At 64.8% G+C, this 14,944-nt stretch carries 12 protein-coding genes; 5 read left to right on the top strand and 7 right to left on the bottom strand.

The window, feature by feature from the left end; translation table 11 throughout:
- Window positions 1-619 (bottom strand): MFS transporter (locus B4U45_RS01340; protein WP_423734680.1); only part of this gene is annotated, 619 nt, incomplete at its 3' end.
- A gap of 137 nt (window positions 620-756) precedes the next feature.
- Window positions 757-1,095: a hypothetical protein gene (locus tag B4U45_RS28780; protein WP_241780374.1), complete on the bottom strand. Its 339-nt coding sequence runs from the start codon at window positions 1,093-1,095 to the stop codon at window positions 757-759.
- 58 nt (window positions 1,096-1,153) lie between these two features.
- Here B4U45_RS28780 and B4U45_RS01350 point away from each other — a divergent pair, with 58 nt between their 5' ends.
- Window positions 1,154-1,723, top strand: a complete 570-nt coding sequence (locus B4U45_RS01350) for a C39 family peptidase (protein ID WP_241780375.1) — start codon at window positions 1,154-1,156, stop codon at window positions 1,721-1,723.
- 60 nt (window positions 1,724-1,783) lie between these two features.
- Here B4U45_RS01350 and katG read toward each other — a convergent pair whose 3' ends face one another.
- The 3 genes from katG to B4U45_RS01365 form a co-directional block, all read right to left on the bottom strand.
- Window positions 1,784-4,024, bottom strand: coding sequence for a catalase/peroxidase HPI (katG, locus tag B4U45_RS01355; protein ID WP_075549864.1), 2,241 nt, complete (start codon window positions 4,022-4,024; stop codon window positions 1,784-1,786).
- A 36-nt stretch (window positions 4,025-4,060) separates the two neighbouring features.
- Window positions 4,061-4,513, bottom strand: coding sequence for a Fur family transcriptional regulator (locus tag B4U45_RS01360; RefSeq protein WP_162877387.1), 453 nt, complete (start codon window positions 4,511-4,513; stop codon window positions 4,061-4,063).
- A gap of 189 nt (window positions 4,514-4,702) precedes the next feature.
- On the bottom strand, window positions 4,703-5,179 hold the full coding sequence (locus B4U45_RS01365; protein ID WP_075549865.1) for an SRPBCC family protein: 477 nt from the start codon (window positions 5,177-5,179) through the stop codon (window positions 4,703-4,705).
- 233 nt (window positions 5,180-5,412) lie between these two features.
- On the opposite strand from B4U45_RS01365, the gene B4U45_RS01370 reads away from it, so the two are divergent.
- The 4 genes from B4U45_RS01370 (at window position 5,413) to B4U45_RS01385 (ending at window position 12,273) form a co-directional block, all read left to right on the top strand.
- Window positions 5,413-6,276, top strand: a complete 864-nt coding sequence (locus B4U45_RS01370) for a cyclopropane mycolic acid synthase family methyltransferase (protein ID WP_075549870.1) — start codon at window positions 5,413-5,415, stop codon at window positions 6,274-6,276.
- Between the two features lie 1,345 nt (window positions 6,277-7,621).
- A complete protein-coding gene (locus B4U45_RS01375) occupies window positions 7,622-8,791 on the top strand; it encodes a PPE family protein (RefSeq protein WP_075549871.1) in 1,170 nt (389 codons plus the stop codon).
- Window positions 8,792-8,852: 61 nt separating this feature from the next.
- Window positions 8,853-10,151 (top strand): PE family protein, encoded by a 1,299-nt coding sequence (locus tag B4U45_RS01380; protein WP_075549866.1) that lies wholly within the window; start codon window positions 8,853-8,855, stop codon window positions 10,149-10,151.
- A 517-nt stretch (window positions 10,152-10,668) separates the two neighbouring features.
- Complete coding sequence (locus B4U45_RS01385; protein ID WP_083156151.1) at window positions 10,669-12,273, top strand: PecA family PE domain-processing aspartic protease; 1,605 nt, start codon at window positions 10,669-10,671, stop codon at window positions 12,271-12,273.
- A gap of 35 nt (window positions 12,274-12,308) precedes the next feature.
- On the opposite strand, the gene B4U45_RS01390 is transcribed toward B4U45_RS01385, so the two are convergent.
- Window positions 12,309-12,971 carry a cutinase family protein gene (locus B4U45_RS01390; protein ID WP_083156149.1) on the bottom strand — a complete coding sequence of 221 codons (663 nt, stop codon included), beginning with the start codon at window positions 12,969-12,971 and terminating at the stop codon, window positions 12,309-12,311.
- Between the two features lie 91 nt (window positions 12,972-13,062).
- Window positions 13,063-14,610, bottom strand: coding sequence for a B12-binding domain-containing radical SAM protein (locus B4U45_RS01395; RefSeq protein WP_219859289.1), 1,548 nt, complete (start codon window positions 14,608-14,610; stop codon window positions 13,063-13,065).
- Window positions 14,611-14,944 lie beyond the last annotated feature (334 nt).

Here is a 14,944-nt window from a genome sequence, read left to right on the forward strand (position 1 = left end):
GCCAGTCGAGCTGAGTCGGATCAGGGTCTTTGGATTCGCTGACACTCAGTACCGTCAGTAGCCACACGATTGCGCCAAGAGGCACATTGACCGCGAAGACGCTGCGCCAGCCGAACTCCTCAACCAGGACCCCGCCCAATGCCGGGGCGGAACCCGCACCAATACAGCCAATGGCCATCCAGCCCGCTATCGCGCGTGCTTTCATACCCGGGTCGGGAAAAGCGTGGCTGAGCAACGCCAGCGAAAGCACCGAAATGAAAGCCGCACCCACACCCTGGACCACCCGGGCCACCGTGAGTATTCCGAGGCTGACCGGTACCGCGCAGATCACCGAAGCGGCCGCGAACACCGCTAGCCCAACGAAAAATCCGCGCCGGCGGCCATACCGATCGCCGATCAAAGCGCAGCTCATCAGTACCGCAGCCATACCGAGGCTGTAGCCGGCGACCGCCCACTGAAGACCCTGCTCACCGGTCTTATACACGGCTTGGATGCTGGGCAACGCCACGTTCACGATGTTGACGTCCACAAACACCATGAAGATTCCCAGACCGGTCGCCACAATCGTCAGCCGCTGGCGCGGCGTCATTGCACGGTGCGAAACCTGTGTCACTGTCATCTCAAGCCCCTTTCGCGATAAGTGCGCAACCGTGCTTGCGCAATTTCTCGACATCGTCGGGTGGACGCCGACACTAGCCACCAGCTGCTGAGCCGATCTTGCTCCTCGTCGGCTGAGTTGTCCGGGCTTTCGGCTGATCAGGAGTGGCAACAGCGAGAAACGTCGCAGCAGCGATGCGCGAAATCGCCTTTGGGAATCGTCGCCCAGGCGTTGGTCCACCACACGGTCTTCACCACGACATGCACGATCGAGTGTCCTGCGTTGCGCGCGGTCGCCGAGCGTGCCAAGGCCGATGCCGATGCCGCGCTGTCCGAGCGCAGACCGTGATCGATAATCAGCACCATGTACGACGTGCGGATCGCGGCGGCCGCGCGCAATGCGGTGCGAGCCGCGTTGGTCGTGGCCGGTATTTCCATCGCCTCGGCGTGTGGCCATCCTGCGCCGCCGGAGCCGTCGCCGACGCTGTCGACGGTCACCGCCGGCGCCACGTCCACCAATCTCCCGATAACGGCGTCCCCGACCACCGTCGCCGGCATGTACGGCGACCCCGTGACCGCCGCCAGGTACTGGCAACAGCAGTCGCTCGAGGACAACTGTGGGCTGGTTTCGGTAGCCGACGTGGTCGGTCAGATCACCGGGCACGCGCCGACCGAGCAAGAGATGATCGCGCTGGCGGAAAGCACTCCTTCGCAGACCAACCCGGGGCCGATCTATGCCCCCGCCAACGACCCGAGCCACGCCAACGGCACCGGGGGCATCGAGCTGGGGGACACGGTCGTACTGCTGGCGCACTACGGCATCACCTCCGTGATGACCGATACCACGCACCCCGATCAGACCGGGCTTACCGCCCTGCAGCAGTACCTCACCGATAACCGCAAGATCATCGCCTGGGTCAATTCCGCGGTCATCTGGAACAGCGCCGATCAGCGCAGCACGGCCGACCACTTCCTCGTCGTCACCGGGATCGACACCAACAACGAGATCGTCCACCTCAACGACCCCGGCGCCGACCACGCCGACGAGCAGGTCGCCGTGACCACCTTCACGTCGGCCTGGCACACCGGCGGGGATTCGATCGTGGTCACTGCCGCCGCAGGTTGAGCGAAAACGACACCCCGCGAACCGGCGGCTCGCGGGGTGTCGCTCGGTCACACCGGCGGATCAGGCGAGATCGAAGCGGTCGTTGTTCATGACCTTGACCCAGGCCGCGACAAAGTCCTCGACGAACTTGCCCGCATTATCGTCCTGGGCGTAGACCTCGGCCAGTGCGCGCAGCACCGAATTCGAGCCGAACACCAGGTCATTGGCGGTCGCGGTCCACTTCAGATCGCCCGTGGCCCGGTCATGACCCTCGTAGACGTTCTCCGCGGCCTCCGAGGGCTTCCACTCCGTACCCATGTCGAGCAAGTTGACGAAGAAGTCGTTGGTCAGCGCTCCCGGCCGGTCGGTGAAGACGCCGTGCTTGCTGCCACCGTGGTTGGCGCCGAGGGCACGCAACCCGCCGACCAGCACCGTCATCTCCGGAGCGGTCACACCCAGCAGGTATGCCCGCTCGACCAACAGGTGCTCGAGCGGAGCTTTCTCGCCGGGACGGACGTAGTTGCGGAACCCGTCGGCGCGTGGTTCCAGCACCGCGAACGACTCCACGTCGGTGTTGTCCTGCGAGGCGTCGGTACGCCCGGGCGCGAAATGCACCGAGATCTCGTAGCCGGCGTCCTTGGCCGCCTTCTCCACCGCCGCCGACCCGGCCAGCACGATCAGGTCAGCCAGCGAGATCTTCTTGCCGCCGGATGCCGATCCGTTGAACTCCTGCTGGATGCGCTCCAGCACGGGCAACACCTGCTGCAACTCGGCGGGCTCGTTGGCCTCCCAACTCTTCTGCGGCTCGAACCGCAGCCGACCGCCGTTGGCGCCGCCACGCTTGTCGGTGCGCCGGAAACTTCCCGCGGCCGACCAGGCCGTCTTGACCAGTTGCGGTACGGACAAGCCGGATTGGAGCACCTTGCTCTTGAGCGCGGCGACATCCTGCTCGTCGACCAGCTCGTGATCGACGGCCGGAACCGGGTCCTGCCACAGCTGCGGCTCGGCAACCCACGGACCCAGGTAGCGACTGATCGGCCCCATGTCGCGGTGCAGCAGCTTGTACCACGCCTTGGCGAATGCCTCTTGCAGTTCCTCGGGGTGATCCAGCCAACGCCGGGTGATGTCGCGGTAGATCGGCGACTCGCGCAGCGAGATGTCGGTGACCAGCATCGTCGGGGCGCGGCCCGGTCCGCCGAACGGATCGGGGATGGTGCCCGCACCGGCGCCGTCCTTGGCGGTGAACTGCCACGCTCCGGCGGGGCTCTTGGTCAGCTCCCACTCGTAGCCGTAGAGGGTTTCCAGGAAGGAGTTGTCCCACTTGGTCGGCGTGGGTGTCCAGACGACCTCCAGGCCGCTGGTCATGGCGTCCTTGCCCTTGCCGCTGCCGTAGGAACTCTTCCAGCCCAGTCCTTGTTGCTCGAGCGGGGCGGCCTCCGGCTCGGGACCGACCAGCTCAGGATCGCCGCGCCCGTGGGTCTTGCCGAAGCTGTGCCCACCCACGATCAGGGCAGCCGTCTCCTCGTCGTTCATGGCCATCCGGCCGAACGTCTCGCGGATGTCGATTGCCGCGGCGATCGGATCCGGCTTGCCCTCAGGACCTTCGGGGTTGACGTAAATGAGGCCCATCGTGGTGGCACCGTAGGGCTGGGCAAGGTTACGTTCGCCCGAGTAGCGCTTGTCGGTGCCCAACCATTCGTCCTCCTCGCCCCAGAGGACTTCCTCCGGCTCCCAGACGTCTTCGCGGCCGAATCCGAAGCCGAAGGTCTTGAATCCCATCGATTCCAGGGCGACGTTGCCGGCGAAGATGATCAGGTCCGCCCACGAGATCTTGTTGCCGTGCTTCTTCTTGACCGGCCACAGCAATCGGCGGGCTTTGTCCAGGCTCGCGTTGTCCGGCCAGCTGTTGAGCGGGGCGAACCGCTGCAGGCCCTGGCCGCCGCCGCCGCGGCCGTCGTGAATGCGGTAGGTCCCCGCGGCGTGCCAGCTCATCCGGATGAACAGGCCGCCGTAGTGGCCGTAGTCGGCGGGCCACCAGTCCTGCGAGGTGGTCATCACCTCGACCAGGTCCGCCTTGAGCGCGTCGACGTCGAGTTTGGCGAACTCGCTGGCGTAGTCGAAGTCCGCACCGAGCGGGTTGGCCGCCGGCGGGCCCGGGTGCAGCATCGACACGTCGATCTGATCGGGCCACCAGTCCCGGTTCGTCAGCGGTGCATGCGCCTTGGGCTTGGGCGACGGGATCGCCGGGTTTTCGCTCTCACTGGTGCTCGCCGTGTTCGAATCCGGTTGCGGCGGGCGGCTTTCGGATGTATCGGATGACACAGCATTCCTTCCGGGTGTGGGTGAAACGGGCTGCGATCACGGCTGTGATCGAGGTATTGCGGTCGAGCAGTCGGGGCACAGACCCCAGTAGATGACCTCGGCCTCGTCGAGAACGAAGCCATCAAGAACGTTGCCGTCGTCCGCGGGAGTCAGGCACGGCGCATCCCCGACCGCACAGTCGATATCGGCGATGACTCCGCACGAGCGGCAGACGACGTGATGGTGGTTGTCGCCCACCCGGGACTCGTAGCGGGCGACCGAACCTGACGGCTGGATCCGACGGATCAGGCCTACCGCGGTCAGCGCATTGAGCACGTCGTACACCGCCTGGCGGGAAACCTCGGGCAGGCCGGTCCGAACCGCCGAGAAGATGGTCTCGGTGTCGGCGTGCGGGTTGGCGTCGACGGCTTCGAGTACCGCAAGCCGGGGCCGGGTAACACGCAGATCGGCCATTCGCAGCTTTTGTGTGTAGTGCGCCGTTGACGCCACTTCGTCACTATGACGCGTTATCTTGAATCAGTCAAGACTTCTGGGGGTGGGATTTGGCGAATCCGTCGGGGATCATCTTCGTCGGCTCCGGCCGGGCCCACCATCGGGCGTCGGTCGCCTCGACTCATCCGCTCATGAGCCCAATCGCCTTGTCCCGCAAGTAGTTGAGCCGTGATCGTGGATCGCGGCTCAACCGGTGACCAAGCGCTCCAACCTCTGCAGCGACGCAGTCAGGTAGGCAACCGAAAACGGCGGCATCCCGCCGACCTGGTCGCGAAAACTTTGCGGGGTGGCACTCCAGTCGTAGGTGAGGGTGACGTCGGTGTGCTCCCCGCTGGGGACCAGGTCGTAACGCCACCACCAACCGCCGGCAACGTGGTTTCCTGTGGTGTCGAGCTGGCCCGGCATCCAGCCGATGGCGCGGTCCCGGTCGAAGACATTGACCAAGTTGTAGGTGACGTAGTCACCACCGGCTTGCGTCAAGTACATATTCATCGCGAAGACCTGACCGCTGCCGGTGATCGGTGCGGCGTCTATCGCGTCGCGGACCCAATCACCCGGCTCGGTGTCCCGATGGCGCGACGGCTGGACCAGAACTGCGAAAACCTCCGCCGGAGTCGCGGCGATGGTACGGCTGACGACAAACCGCTCCGGATTCATGTTCATGCGTTGTCCTCGGTCCACAGGCGCGCCCGATTACTTGTCGCGAACGTCCAGCCAACCACACCGGCAGTCCATCCCTCCTTGCGCCCCGGCCCCGGTCTGGTGAACCCGACGGGCGGGGTACGAACTGGCGGATGGCGCGCCGGCTGGTTTGATGGATGACACGGGGAGAATGCAGCAGACCGGTGCATGCCACCCGCGGGGGCCTCAAGGGGGGGCCAGAAAGGCGCACGATCATGGCTCAAAAGCTGAGGCCGCATTTCGACAAGGTGCAGGCGCACTATGACTTGTCCGACGACTTCTTCCGGCTGTTCCTGGACTCGACCCAGACCTACAGCTGCGCCTACTTCGAGCGCGACGACATGACGCTGGAGCAGGCCCAGATCGCCAAGATCGACCTGTCGCTGGGCAAGCTGGGCCTGCAGCCGGGCATGACGCTGCTCGACGTGGGCTGCGGCTGGGGGGCCACCATGCGCCGGGCCATCGAGAAGTACGACGTCAACGTCATCGGGCTGACCTTGTCGAAGAACCAGGCCGCCCACGTCCAGAAGACCTTCGACGAGATGGACGCCGCGCGCAGCAGGACGGTGTTACTGAAGGGCTGGGAACAGTTCGACCAGCCCGTCGACCGGATCGTGTCCATCGGCGCCTTCGAGCACTTCGGCCACGACCGCTACGACGACTTCTTCGCCATGGCACACCGGGTCCTGCCCGCCGACGGCGTCATGTTGCTGCACACCATCACCGGACTGACCCGAGAGCAGCTCAGCGAGCAGGGTCTGCCCATCTCGATCGACATCATCCGCTTCGTCAAGTTCATCGTCACAGAGATCTTCCCCGGCGGCCGGTTGCCGTCGATCGACATGGTGGCGGTGCGCTCGGCACAGGCCGGATTCACGCTGACCCGGCGCCAGTCGCTGCAACAGCACTACGCACGCACCCTGGACCTGTGGGCGCAGGCGCTGCAGTCGCACCAGGACGAGGCCATCGCCATCCAGTCCGAAGAGGTCTACGAGCGCTACATGAAATACCTGACCGGCTGCGCCAAGGCTTTCCGCACCGGCTACATCGACGTCAACCAGTTCACCTTGCAGAAGTAGCATTTCGCACCGACCCCTGGCGACAGATGGCCAAAGCGGTTGGGAGCACCCGGCGCCATTTCGGATGCAACGACACGGCCAAGAGCAGGAAACGAAGCATAACGATTCGGCGTTCACCCTGGAATTGATCCGCAAGCGGATGCGAGTGTGTTGCGGTGAGTGTTGACGTCGGCGAGTTGGCGCATGTGTCGGCAGCGCACTGGGCGGACCGACCGCCCCGGCGCTGCGAGCGCGGCCACTGGCTGTTGCCCGGGCACATGATCGTGGCCACCATCCAATGTTCCTGCGGCCGGCACATCTGTTGGCAATGCGAGTGCGGTGCGGCTACCTATGGGCCGGCTTTGATTGAATCCTGCAGCCTTGCCGCCGGCGGGTCCGGCGATACTTAGCCGGCCGTTTGTCGACACGCCATTGACGCCGTTGCGGCGCGCCGCGCAGGACAACAGCCCGGGCACAAATCTCACTAGGGCGCCGGCGAGATAGGTCAGATGTATGTGTCGTGGCGGGCAGCGCGCCGTTGCCCGAGCAGGCTCGAACTGCGTTCGGCGGTGATCCACAGATCTCATCTGTCGGCCGCCCAACTCTGGTAAGCGACACCCATCGCCCCTTGGCCTGACTCCCAGTGATCCGGTGTTCGTGCTCAGCAAAGGTGTGTCTGATTGCCCTGCAACGCAACGGGATGCGGTGTGCTCGGATGCAACCGCCAGGCAATCCCTTCCGGAATCAGCCGGTTTCGCTAACCTCTTGCGCCGCTCGGGCGCACCCGAAAGGCAATCAACGGCTCGACCTACGCCCACAATCCGTCAGCAAGCACGCCCAACCGCATCGCCGGCCAACTCCGGCTGGTCAGCCCGAATGAGTTAGCACACCGGCGCGGATCGGCTCACTATCCACCGATCGGTGGACGCGGCTGTCATCCGACCGGGGGATGGAGCGCCCTGTCACGTTGTGTATCCTGGTTCACACCTGGCTATGCAACTGAATTGTTTACAATACAAATGTATTCCATGGTTACGTCCAACAGATTTGATGACGACCCGCGGATGATTAGTGAGAGTTGGATGACAGCGAATTCAACAATGTAGATCGGTAGTCGATGCAGCGTAAAATCTAAAATGTGCTTGATCACAAGCGCACGATTTAGCTCCATCAAACCGTATAGCCTCAACACATTTGTCTATGACGTGCATGAATTCATGATCTCCGAACTAGGGTCGGCAATGTCAACCATTGTTTCTTCTCGAAGCAATCTCTGATGACAAAGCTTAAAATGAGGCTTCTTTGCTTCGATCTTAGTGTGTTCCGTTGTCAAAGCCGATGATTCGACTGGCTGATTGGAGTGACGATGTTCTTTCACTTTTCGTGGTTACCACCGGAGATTAATTCGGCTCGGATATATTCGGGTGCCGGGTCGGGATCATTACATGCCGCAGCCGCTGCCTGGCAGCGGTTGGCCCATGATCTGCAGGCGACAGCGTCGTCGTTTCAATCGGTGATCGCCACGTTGGTCTATGGGCAATGGGCGGGAGCAGCATCGATGTCCATGGCGGCAGCTGCAGCTCCGTTGACGGGATGGTTGACCGCGGCCGCCGAGCACGCCCAGCTGTCCTGCGGTCACACGCAGGCGGCAGCGGCAGCCTACGAATCGGCGTTTGCGACCACTGTTCACCCGGCAGCGGTGGCAGCGAATCGAAACTTGCTCACAACGCTGGTAAACACGAATTTCTTGGGCCAAAATGCTCCGGCGATCGCGACGACCGAGAGCGCATACGCCGAAATGTGGGCCCAAGATGTCGCCGCCATGGTCGGCTACCACACCAAGGCAGTGACCCTGGCCTCGACATTGTCTCCGCTGAGCGCGCCACCGACTGATCTGGTAGGCGGTACAGCGGCTCAGCCGTGGTTTCCGCCCGTCAACCCGCCCATCATCGATCCGCTGGGCCCGCTGTTTAATACGGTCTCGGGCGTGCTGTCGGATTTGCCGGTGTCGTCAGTGTTGTCGGTGGCCGAATTGGGAATGTACCCGGTCAGCTTCATGATGTCGCCATTAATGATGGCGATGTCGAGTGCCCGCGGGGCCAGCAGCGGATTGGGCGCAGCCGGATTGGGAAGTGCCGCATCCGCTGCGGCGTCCTCGGTTGTGCCCATTGCCGGAAGCGCTGCTCCTGCCCTGACCGGACTTGGCGGCGCCGCGATGCCGGGTTCGGGGATGTCGGCGGTGATGGGCCAGGCTCACACCCTGGGGGCGGTATCGGTGCCGGCGACCTGGCCAGGATCATTGCCCAGCGGGCTTACCAGTTCGGCAGTGCAAGGACTTGGATCCATGCCAACCCCTGCCGCCATGGCGCAACCAACCGAATCCGCCGATGGTATCCCGATGATGCCCATTGCGCCTCGGGGCGCGGGATCGACTTCAGCGACGCCCAGCGAGGTAACCGCCCGCGGCGGCGTCGGCGCTGCTGCGCCTGCGCTGGCCACCCCACACAGCGTGATCCCGCGAGCCGGAATCGGATAACGCGCAAACGGCGCTCACACGCTGCCCGACAACGACATTGGTAAACCCAGGAGGATAAGCGGTGTCATATGTGACCATCGTGCCGCAGGCGTTGGACTGCGCCGCAACAGATTTGGCAGCCATCGGATCAGCATTTAGCGAGGCAAGCGCCGCCGCTGCCACCCCGACAACGGCGATACTACCCGCCGGCGCCGACGAGATTTCGGCGGCGATGGCCGCCGCACTTACCAGGCAGGGCCAACTGTGGCGCACCTTCAGCAACGAATACGAATGGCTCCACCAGCAATTTGTCAACCTACTCAACGGTAGCTCATTGAAGTATTGGACTACCGAGATAGAAAGCGCCGCACAAAATGCGCTCAAGACTGCCAACGCCGACAGCGAATGGCTTGTCGGGCGTCCGATCATCGGCAACGGCGCCAACGGGCTCAACGGGACCGGACAAAACGGCGGCGCGGGTGGATGGCTGTGGGGTAACGGCGGCAACGGCGGATCCGGCGCAGCGGGCCAAAACGGCGGCAATGGCGGAGCAGCCGGACTCTTTGGCAACGGCGGCAACGGCGGAGCCGGCGGAGCCGGCGCCAACGGCGGCGCCGGTGGCCACGGCGGACTACTGGTTGGCAACGGTGGCGCCGGGGGAGCCGGCGGCACCGCGGCTGTGGCAGGGGGCAGCGGAGGCAACGGCGGCAACGGCGGCGCAGCCGGACTCATCGGCAATGGCGGCGCCGGCGGCGACGGCGGCAGCGGCGCAAACGGCTACCACGGACTCGGTCAAAATGGTGGTGCCGCAGGCAATGGCGGAGCAGGCGGCAATGGCGGCTTGCTGTTTGGCAACGGCGGCAACGGCGGCAATGCCGGCATCGCGGGCAACGGCGGCCAGGGCACACACGGCTATAACGGCGGCGACAACACCTCCGGTGGGAATGGTGGAGCCGGCGGCAACGGCGGAACCGGTGGCCAAGGCGGTGCCGGTGGCAATGGTGGCCTGTTGTGGGGCAACGGAGGTACCGGCGGGAACGGGAGCGCCGGGGGCGCTGGTGGCACCGGTGGCACCGGTGGCACAGGCGGCAATGGCTACAACGGTGGCAGTGGTGGTGCCGGCGGCAACGGCGGTGCGGCTGGCAGCGGCGGCAAAGGCGGCAATGCTGGCTGGCTCTTCGGCGATGGCGGCAACGGAGGTGCCGCTGGCGCCGGGGGTAGCGGCGGCCACGGCGGCATCGCCGGCAATGGCGGCCAAAGTGGGGTCTCCGGTAACGACGGTGCAAGCGGCACCGCGGGCGCTGGCGGCAAGGCCGGATGGCTGTGGGGGCACGCAGGTGGCCACGGGGTCGCCGACAGCGGAGGTACCAGCGACGGCTGAGGCAGCTTGACCTTGAGGCGAGCCAGCGGGCCGCCTATGCAGGTGTGGATGCCGCTGCCCCAGCCGAAGTGCTCGCTGACCTCTCGCAACGGGTCGAAGCGATCCGGATTGTCTAACCGCCGCGGATCACGGTTGGCCGCCGCATAGTTGGGGGGCGGAATTCGGCACCGCGCGAGGTCGGGTCGTGTCCGGTCAGCATCACATCGGGCACACCCCGGCCTCGATCTGCATCTGCGCGGCGAGGTGATCTCCGAACCCACGAAACCCGAGCCGACAATGAGCAACCCTTCCGATCAACCCGCGTGCAGTCATCACCTACCCGCCACCGCCATTTCGCACTGTGCAAAGGCCGCGCCGGTTGACTGCCGGTTGACTGAGGTCAGGAAGGCGACGCGAGGTGCCCCGGGCCGATTCGTGACGCGATATGGGGCCGCTATGCCGAAAACGCATATCCCGAGGCAGGACCTGGATACGCTTAATGCGCACACTGGTGAGCAAATGACGCGGAGGGAGCGGCGTGTCACTTCTGGTCGTGGCTCCCGAGATCGTGGCGTCGGCGGCAGCGGATCTGCAGAGCCTCAACTCGGCGCTGCATGCGGCGAACGCGGCGGCTGCCGGGCCCACAACCGTGCTTGCGGCCGCCGCCATTGACGAGGTGTCGGGCGCGGTGGCCACCCTGTTCGCCGGGTTCGGTCAGGAATACCAGGCGCTCAGCACCCAGGCCAATACCTTCTTCCAGCAGTTCGTGGCGACGCTGAACTCGTCGGCCGGGTCCTATCAGACCGGAGAAGCCCAGGCTGTGTCGCTGTTGCAGACGGCACAAAGCGATCTGCTGGGAGCGGTGAATGCACCGACCCTGGCGCTGTTGGGTCGTCCGCTGATCGGCGATGGCGCACACGGGACGGTGTCGAGTCCGAACGGCGCGGCGGGCGGGCTGTTGCTCGGCAACGGCGGCAACGGTTATTCCCAGACGGCTTCGGGAGTGCCCGGCGGGTCTGGTGGTCCGGCCGGGCTGATCGGCAATGGCGGTGCCGGGGGTACCGGCGGAACCGGTGCGCCGGGCGGGGCCGGCGGCAACGGAGGCTGGCTGTGGGGCTACGGCGGGCCCGGCGGACCCGGGGGAGCGTCGCTCACCATTGGCGGGACCGGCGGCGTCGGTGGCGCCGCGGGCCTGTTCGGCTGGGGCGGGGGCGGTGGTGCCGGCGGTCTCGGCGACGGCGGAATGCTCGGCACCGGCGGCGCCGGCGGACGCGGCGGGTTGTTGTGGGGCAACGCCGGGATCAGCGGGCCCGGTCTGGACGGCAGAACGGTGCCGCTGACCATGCATGCGGTCACCGAGCCGGTGGTGTACATGTCCGTCAACGGCGGACCGAGCGTGCCCGTGCTGGTGGATACCGGATCCGCCGGTCTTGTCGTCACGCCCAACGAGGTAGGGGGAATATTCGGCATGTTCCGCATGGGCTTGCCGACCAGTTTCGGACTCAGCGGTTACAGCGGCGGGCTGACCTACCTCTATGCCACCTACCATGCGCCGGTCGATTTCGGGAACGGCATCGCCACGCCGCCGACCGACGTCAACGTCGTCCTGCTGTCATTCCCCCAGACATTCTCCGGGTATTTCGCGCCCGCCGGCGTCAACGGCGTGTTGGGCATCGGACCCAATGCGACCGGACCCGGCCCCAGCATTCCGAACCAGGCGTTGCCGGGCGACCTCAACCAGGGTGTGCTCATCAACATCCCCGAGGGCACCATGCGGTTCGGTCCCGATCCGCTGGGCGCAGGAGACTCCATTACCGGATCGCCGATCGCCACGCTGGGTCTCAAGATCAACGGCGGCTCGTTGCAGCACGTCCCGATGATCGTCGACTCCGGCGGCGTGTTGGGCACCATGCCGGCAAACGTGCTCGGCACCGGCCAGGTTTCTGGGAACGTGCCGGACGGAACTCACATTCAGGTCTACACCAACGACGGTTCGACGCTGCTGTACGAGTACTTCGTGAACGGGAACGGCCCCCGGGTCATTTCCAGTGGCTTGATGAACACCGGGTATGTGCCCTTCGACCTGCAACCGGTGTACGTCTCGTACAGCCCGTCCGGTGTCGGTACGACGGTCTTCCATTAACCCGCCGTGAAACGCGGCAGCGACCGGGCCTGCGGCTACGCGCGTTCGCTGCCCTGGCCGAGCTTGTTAGCGGCGAATGTGGCTGCCTGCGTTGTCATCCCGGACTGGATGTAGGTAACGTGCGCCATGATGTTGCCGCCGCCGGTGCATATCGGATCCTCGGCGGCGCACATGTTGATGACCTTGGAGCTGTACAGCGGGTTGATGGTCGGCAACGGTTGGCCACCCCACAACATGCTCGAGAACCCGCTGGACGGCTCGCCGAAGAGGGCCACCGCGGCGACGTGATCGGCCACCGTGGGCGGCATCGCCGACGATGCCAAATCGATCACCCCCGCGCCCTGAGAATAGCCGCCGAGCACGATCTTCGAGTTCGGACAACTCGCCACGGTGTCCTGGATGTGAGCACTCGCATCGTCAGAACCGGCAGCCGCGCTCGCGTGATAGTCGTCGCTGGCGGGGTAATTCACTGCGTATACCCCCACGGAACGCCCACCCACCTGCGAGTTGAGCGAGTCGACGAATGCCTGGCCGACGTCCCCGAGACCAGGTGCCTGATGGGTGCCCCGAGCGAACACCACCGCGACGTCGGTGCAGGGGTCGGCTTGAGCGGCGGGGCTGACGACGACCGCGCTCAGCAGCGCGCACGCCGTCACAACCACGACACCAACGATGCGAGCAAGGCTGCATGCAGTCATCCGCCCATGCTGACATATCGCCGGCGAGCACGGTGCCGGCGGGGTCGGGCAGCTATACCGTCGGCGTCGCCCACGACGGTCGGCGAAACCTTCAGTTTTGAACCATCTGAAGCGAAGAACGCTCGGTTCGGACTGAATGGCCAGTCGGCAAGGAGGGGACCTCGGACGCTTTGCGGTCGATCCGGGTGGCAGCCGCGCCGATGTCCTGGCCTGCCGTTTCAGCGATTTGGAGGGCGCTGGCGTTGTCCCATTGGTCGAGGCGGGCCAGGAAGAAGGCTTCGGCCTCGTCGTAGCTGATGTTCGCGTCGGGGGCGATGCGGGCGACCAGGTCGGCGTAGACCCGGGCGGCTTCGGGGTCGACGAAGTCCCATTGCCCCAGCGGCCATTCCGCACTCAGATATCCTGCCGCCGAATACGCCTGGTACAACGGCGTTCCCGGATACGGCGTGATCCGGCCCATGAACTTGAAAGGCTGAGTGTATTTGGTTGCCCGCAGCAGCCGGGCGGTTTCGCGTAGCTCCTCGGGTCGCACCGTGGGGTGAAACATGATGGTCCCGGGGATCACATCAATGCCCAACTGCTGCAAGGCATTGATGGTGTCGGCGGCGTCTTGGCCACGGTTGATGATCTGCTTACGGTAAGCGCGCAACTGATCGTAGGAACCGGTCTCCAACCCGACGAACACCCGCCGCAAACCCGCCCGGTGCAAGTGCCTGAACACCTCAAGGTCGACCACCGAATCCAACCGGATATCGATCATGAAGCTGACATCGATACCGCGGCCAAGCATCGCCGAGGCAAACTCGACCGCACGCTGCTGCGAACCAGGATGCTTGGACACAAACAAATCATCGGTAATCGACACAAACTCGATACCGAAATCCGACACCAGATAACCGATCTCGTCGACCACCGCATCCACCGACTTGACCCGATAACTGCTGCGCCCCAACATCGCCGACACCGCCCCGGTCCCACAAAACGTGCACCGATACGGACAACCCCGACTGGCGAACACCGACGCGGCAAAACCATCGCCGAGCACCGTCGGCAACTCCTCGCGCGCCGGCCACGGCAATTCGTCGAGATCAACCAACCTCGACGGCGAACACACCACCCCACCGCGCCCGTCGCGGCGCGCCAGCCCCGCAACATCCGCTAGCCCCGCACCATTGACCACCGCCAAAGCCAACTCGGTAAACGCCACCTCGCCATCGCCGACCACCACGAAATCAAAACAGTCATACTCAGCCAAAATGCGCTCGTAGTTCAGTGTGGCGATCACATTGCCCAACGCGATCTGCACACCCTCCCAGCACTGACGCGCCCGCCGCGCCAACCACAACACCTCGGCAAAGGTATCGATACACGAAAACCCCACCAACCGCGGCACACCCGCGACCGCCACCGCAGCCTGCATCGCCTGCCACGTCTGCTCCACACCCTCATGCCCGGCCACCAAACCATTGACCGTCACGACCTCAAGCCCACGCGCCCTGGCGTAAGCCTTGATCGACATCAACCCCAAATGCTCCATCGGCATCGACGAATACACCCACGGATCACCGAGTTTTTGCTCGCCGACATAAGACCGCCCGTTGGCACGCACCCCCGGAGGATTGACCAACAAAACCGTCACGCCACCCACCCCACACCATCAACCAGCACCGAGCACCCGCTCACCCCCGGCCGCCACGATGCGGAACACCCAGGCGCAGGCGATGTCCCACAACCGTTTTCAGCCACTAACGTCGTCACTTCTTGGCGATGCGCTATCTCAGCCATGCCAGGCGGTAGGGATTTCTTCTTATCTTTCCCTTACTCTCCAAGGCGGTCTGTCCGCCGATCGGCCGATACGTTGGATGAATACCATGTCCGCCGATCGGGGGACCCCTATTCGGTGCACAAATCTGGCGGCTGACCAATCCCGCCGCCCACCATGCGTCGCCTGCCCAAAATGGCGCTTCGCAGCA

Origin of the sequence: Mycobacterium persicum, from assembly GCF_002086915.1 — a bacterium.
Lineage (GTDB): Bacteria > Actinomycetota > Actinomycetes > Mycobacteriales > Mycobacteriaceae > Mycobacterium > Mycobacterium persicum.

Excerpts from the sequence above, each read along its gene's own strand:
- B4U45_RS01370 (WP_075549870.1), top strand. The coding sequence starts at position 5,413 with ATGGCTCAAAAGCTGAGGCCGCATTTCGACAAGGTGCAGGCGCACTAT.
- B4U45_RS01350 (WP_241780375.1), top strand. The coding sequence starts at position 1,154 with ATGTACGGCGACCCCGTGACCGCCGCCAGGTACTGGCAACAGCAGTCG.
- B4U45_RS01375 (WP_075549871.1), top strand. The coding sequence starts at position 7,622 with ATGTTCTTTCACTTTTCGTGGTTACCACCGGAGATTAATTCGGCTCGG.
- B4U45_RS01365 (WP_075549865.1), bottom strand. The coding sequence starts at position 5,179 with ATGAACATGAATCCGGAGCGGTTTGTCGTCAGCCGTACCATCGCCGCG.
- B4U45_RS01390 (WP_083156149.1), bottom strand. The coding sequence starts at position 12,971 with ATGACTGCATGCAGCCTTGCTCGCATCGTTGGTGTCGTGGTTGTGACG.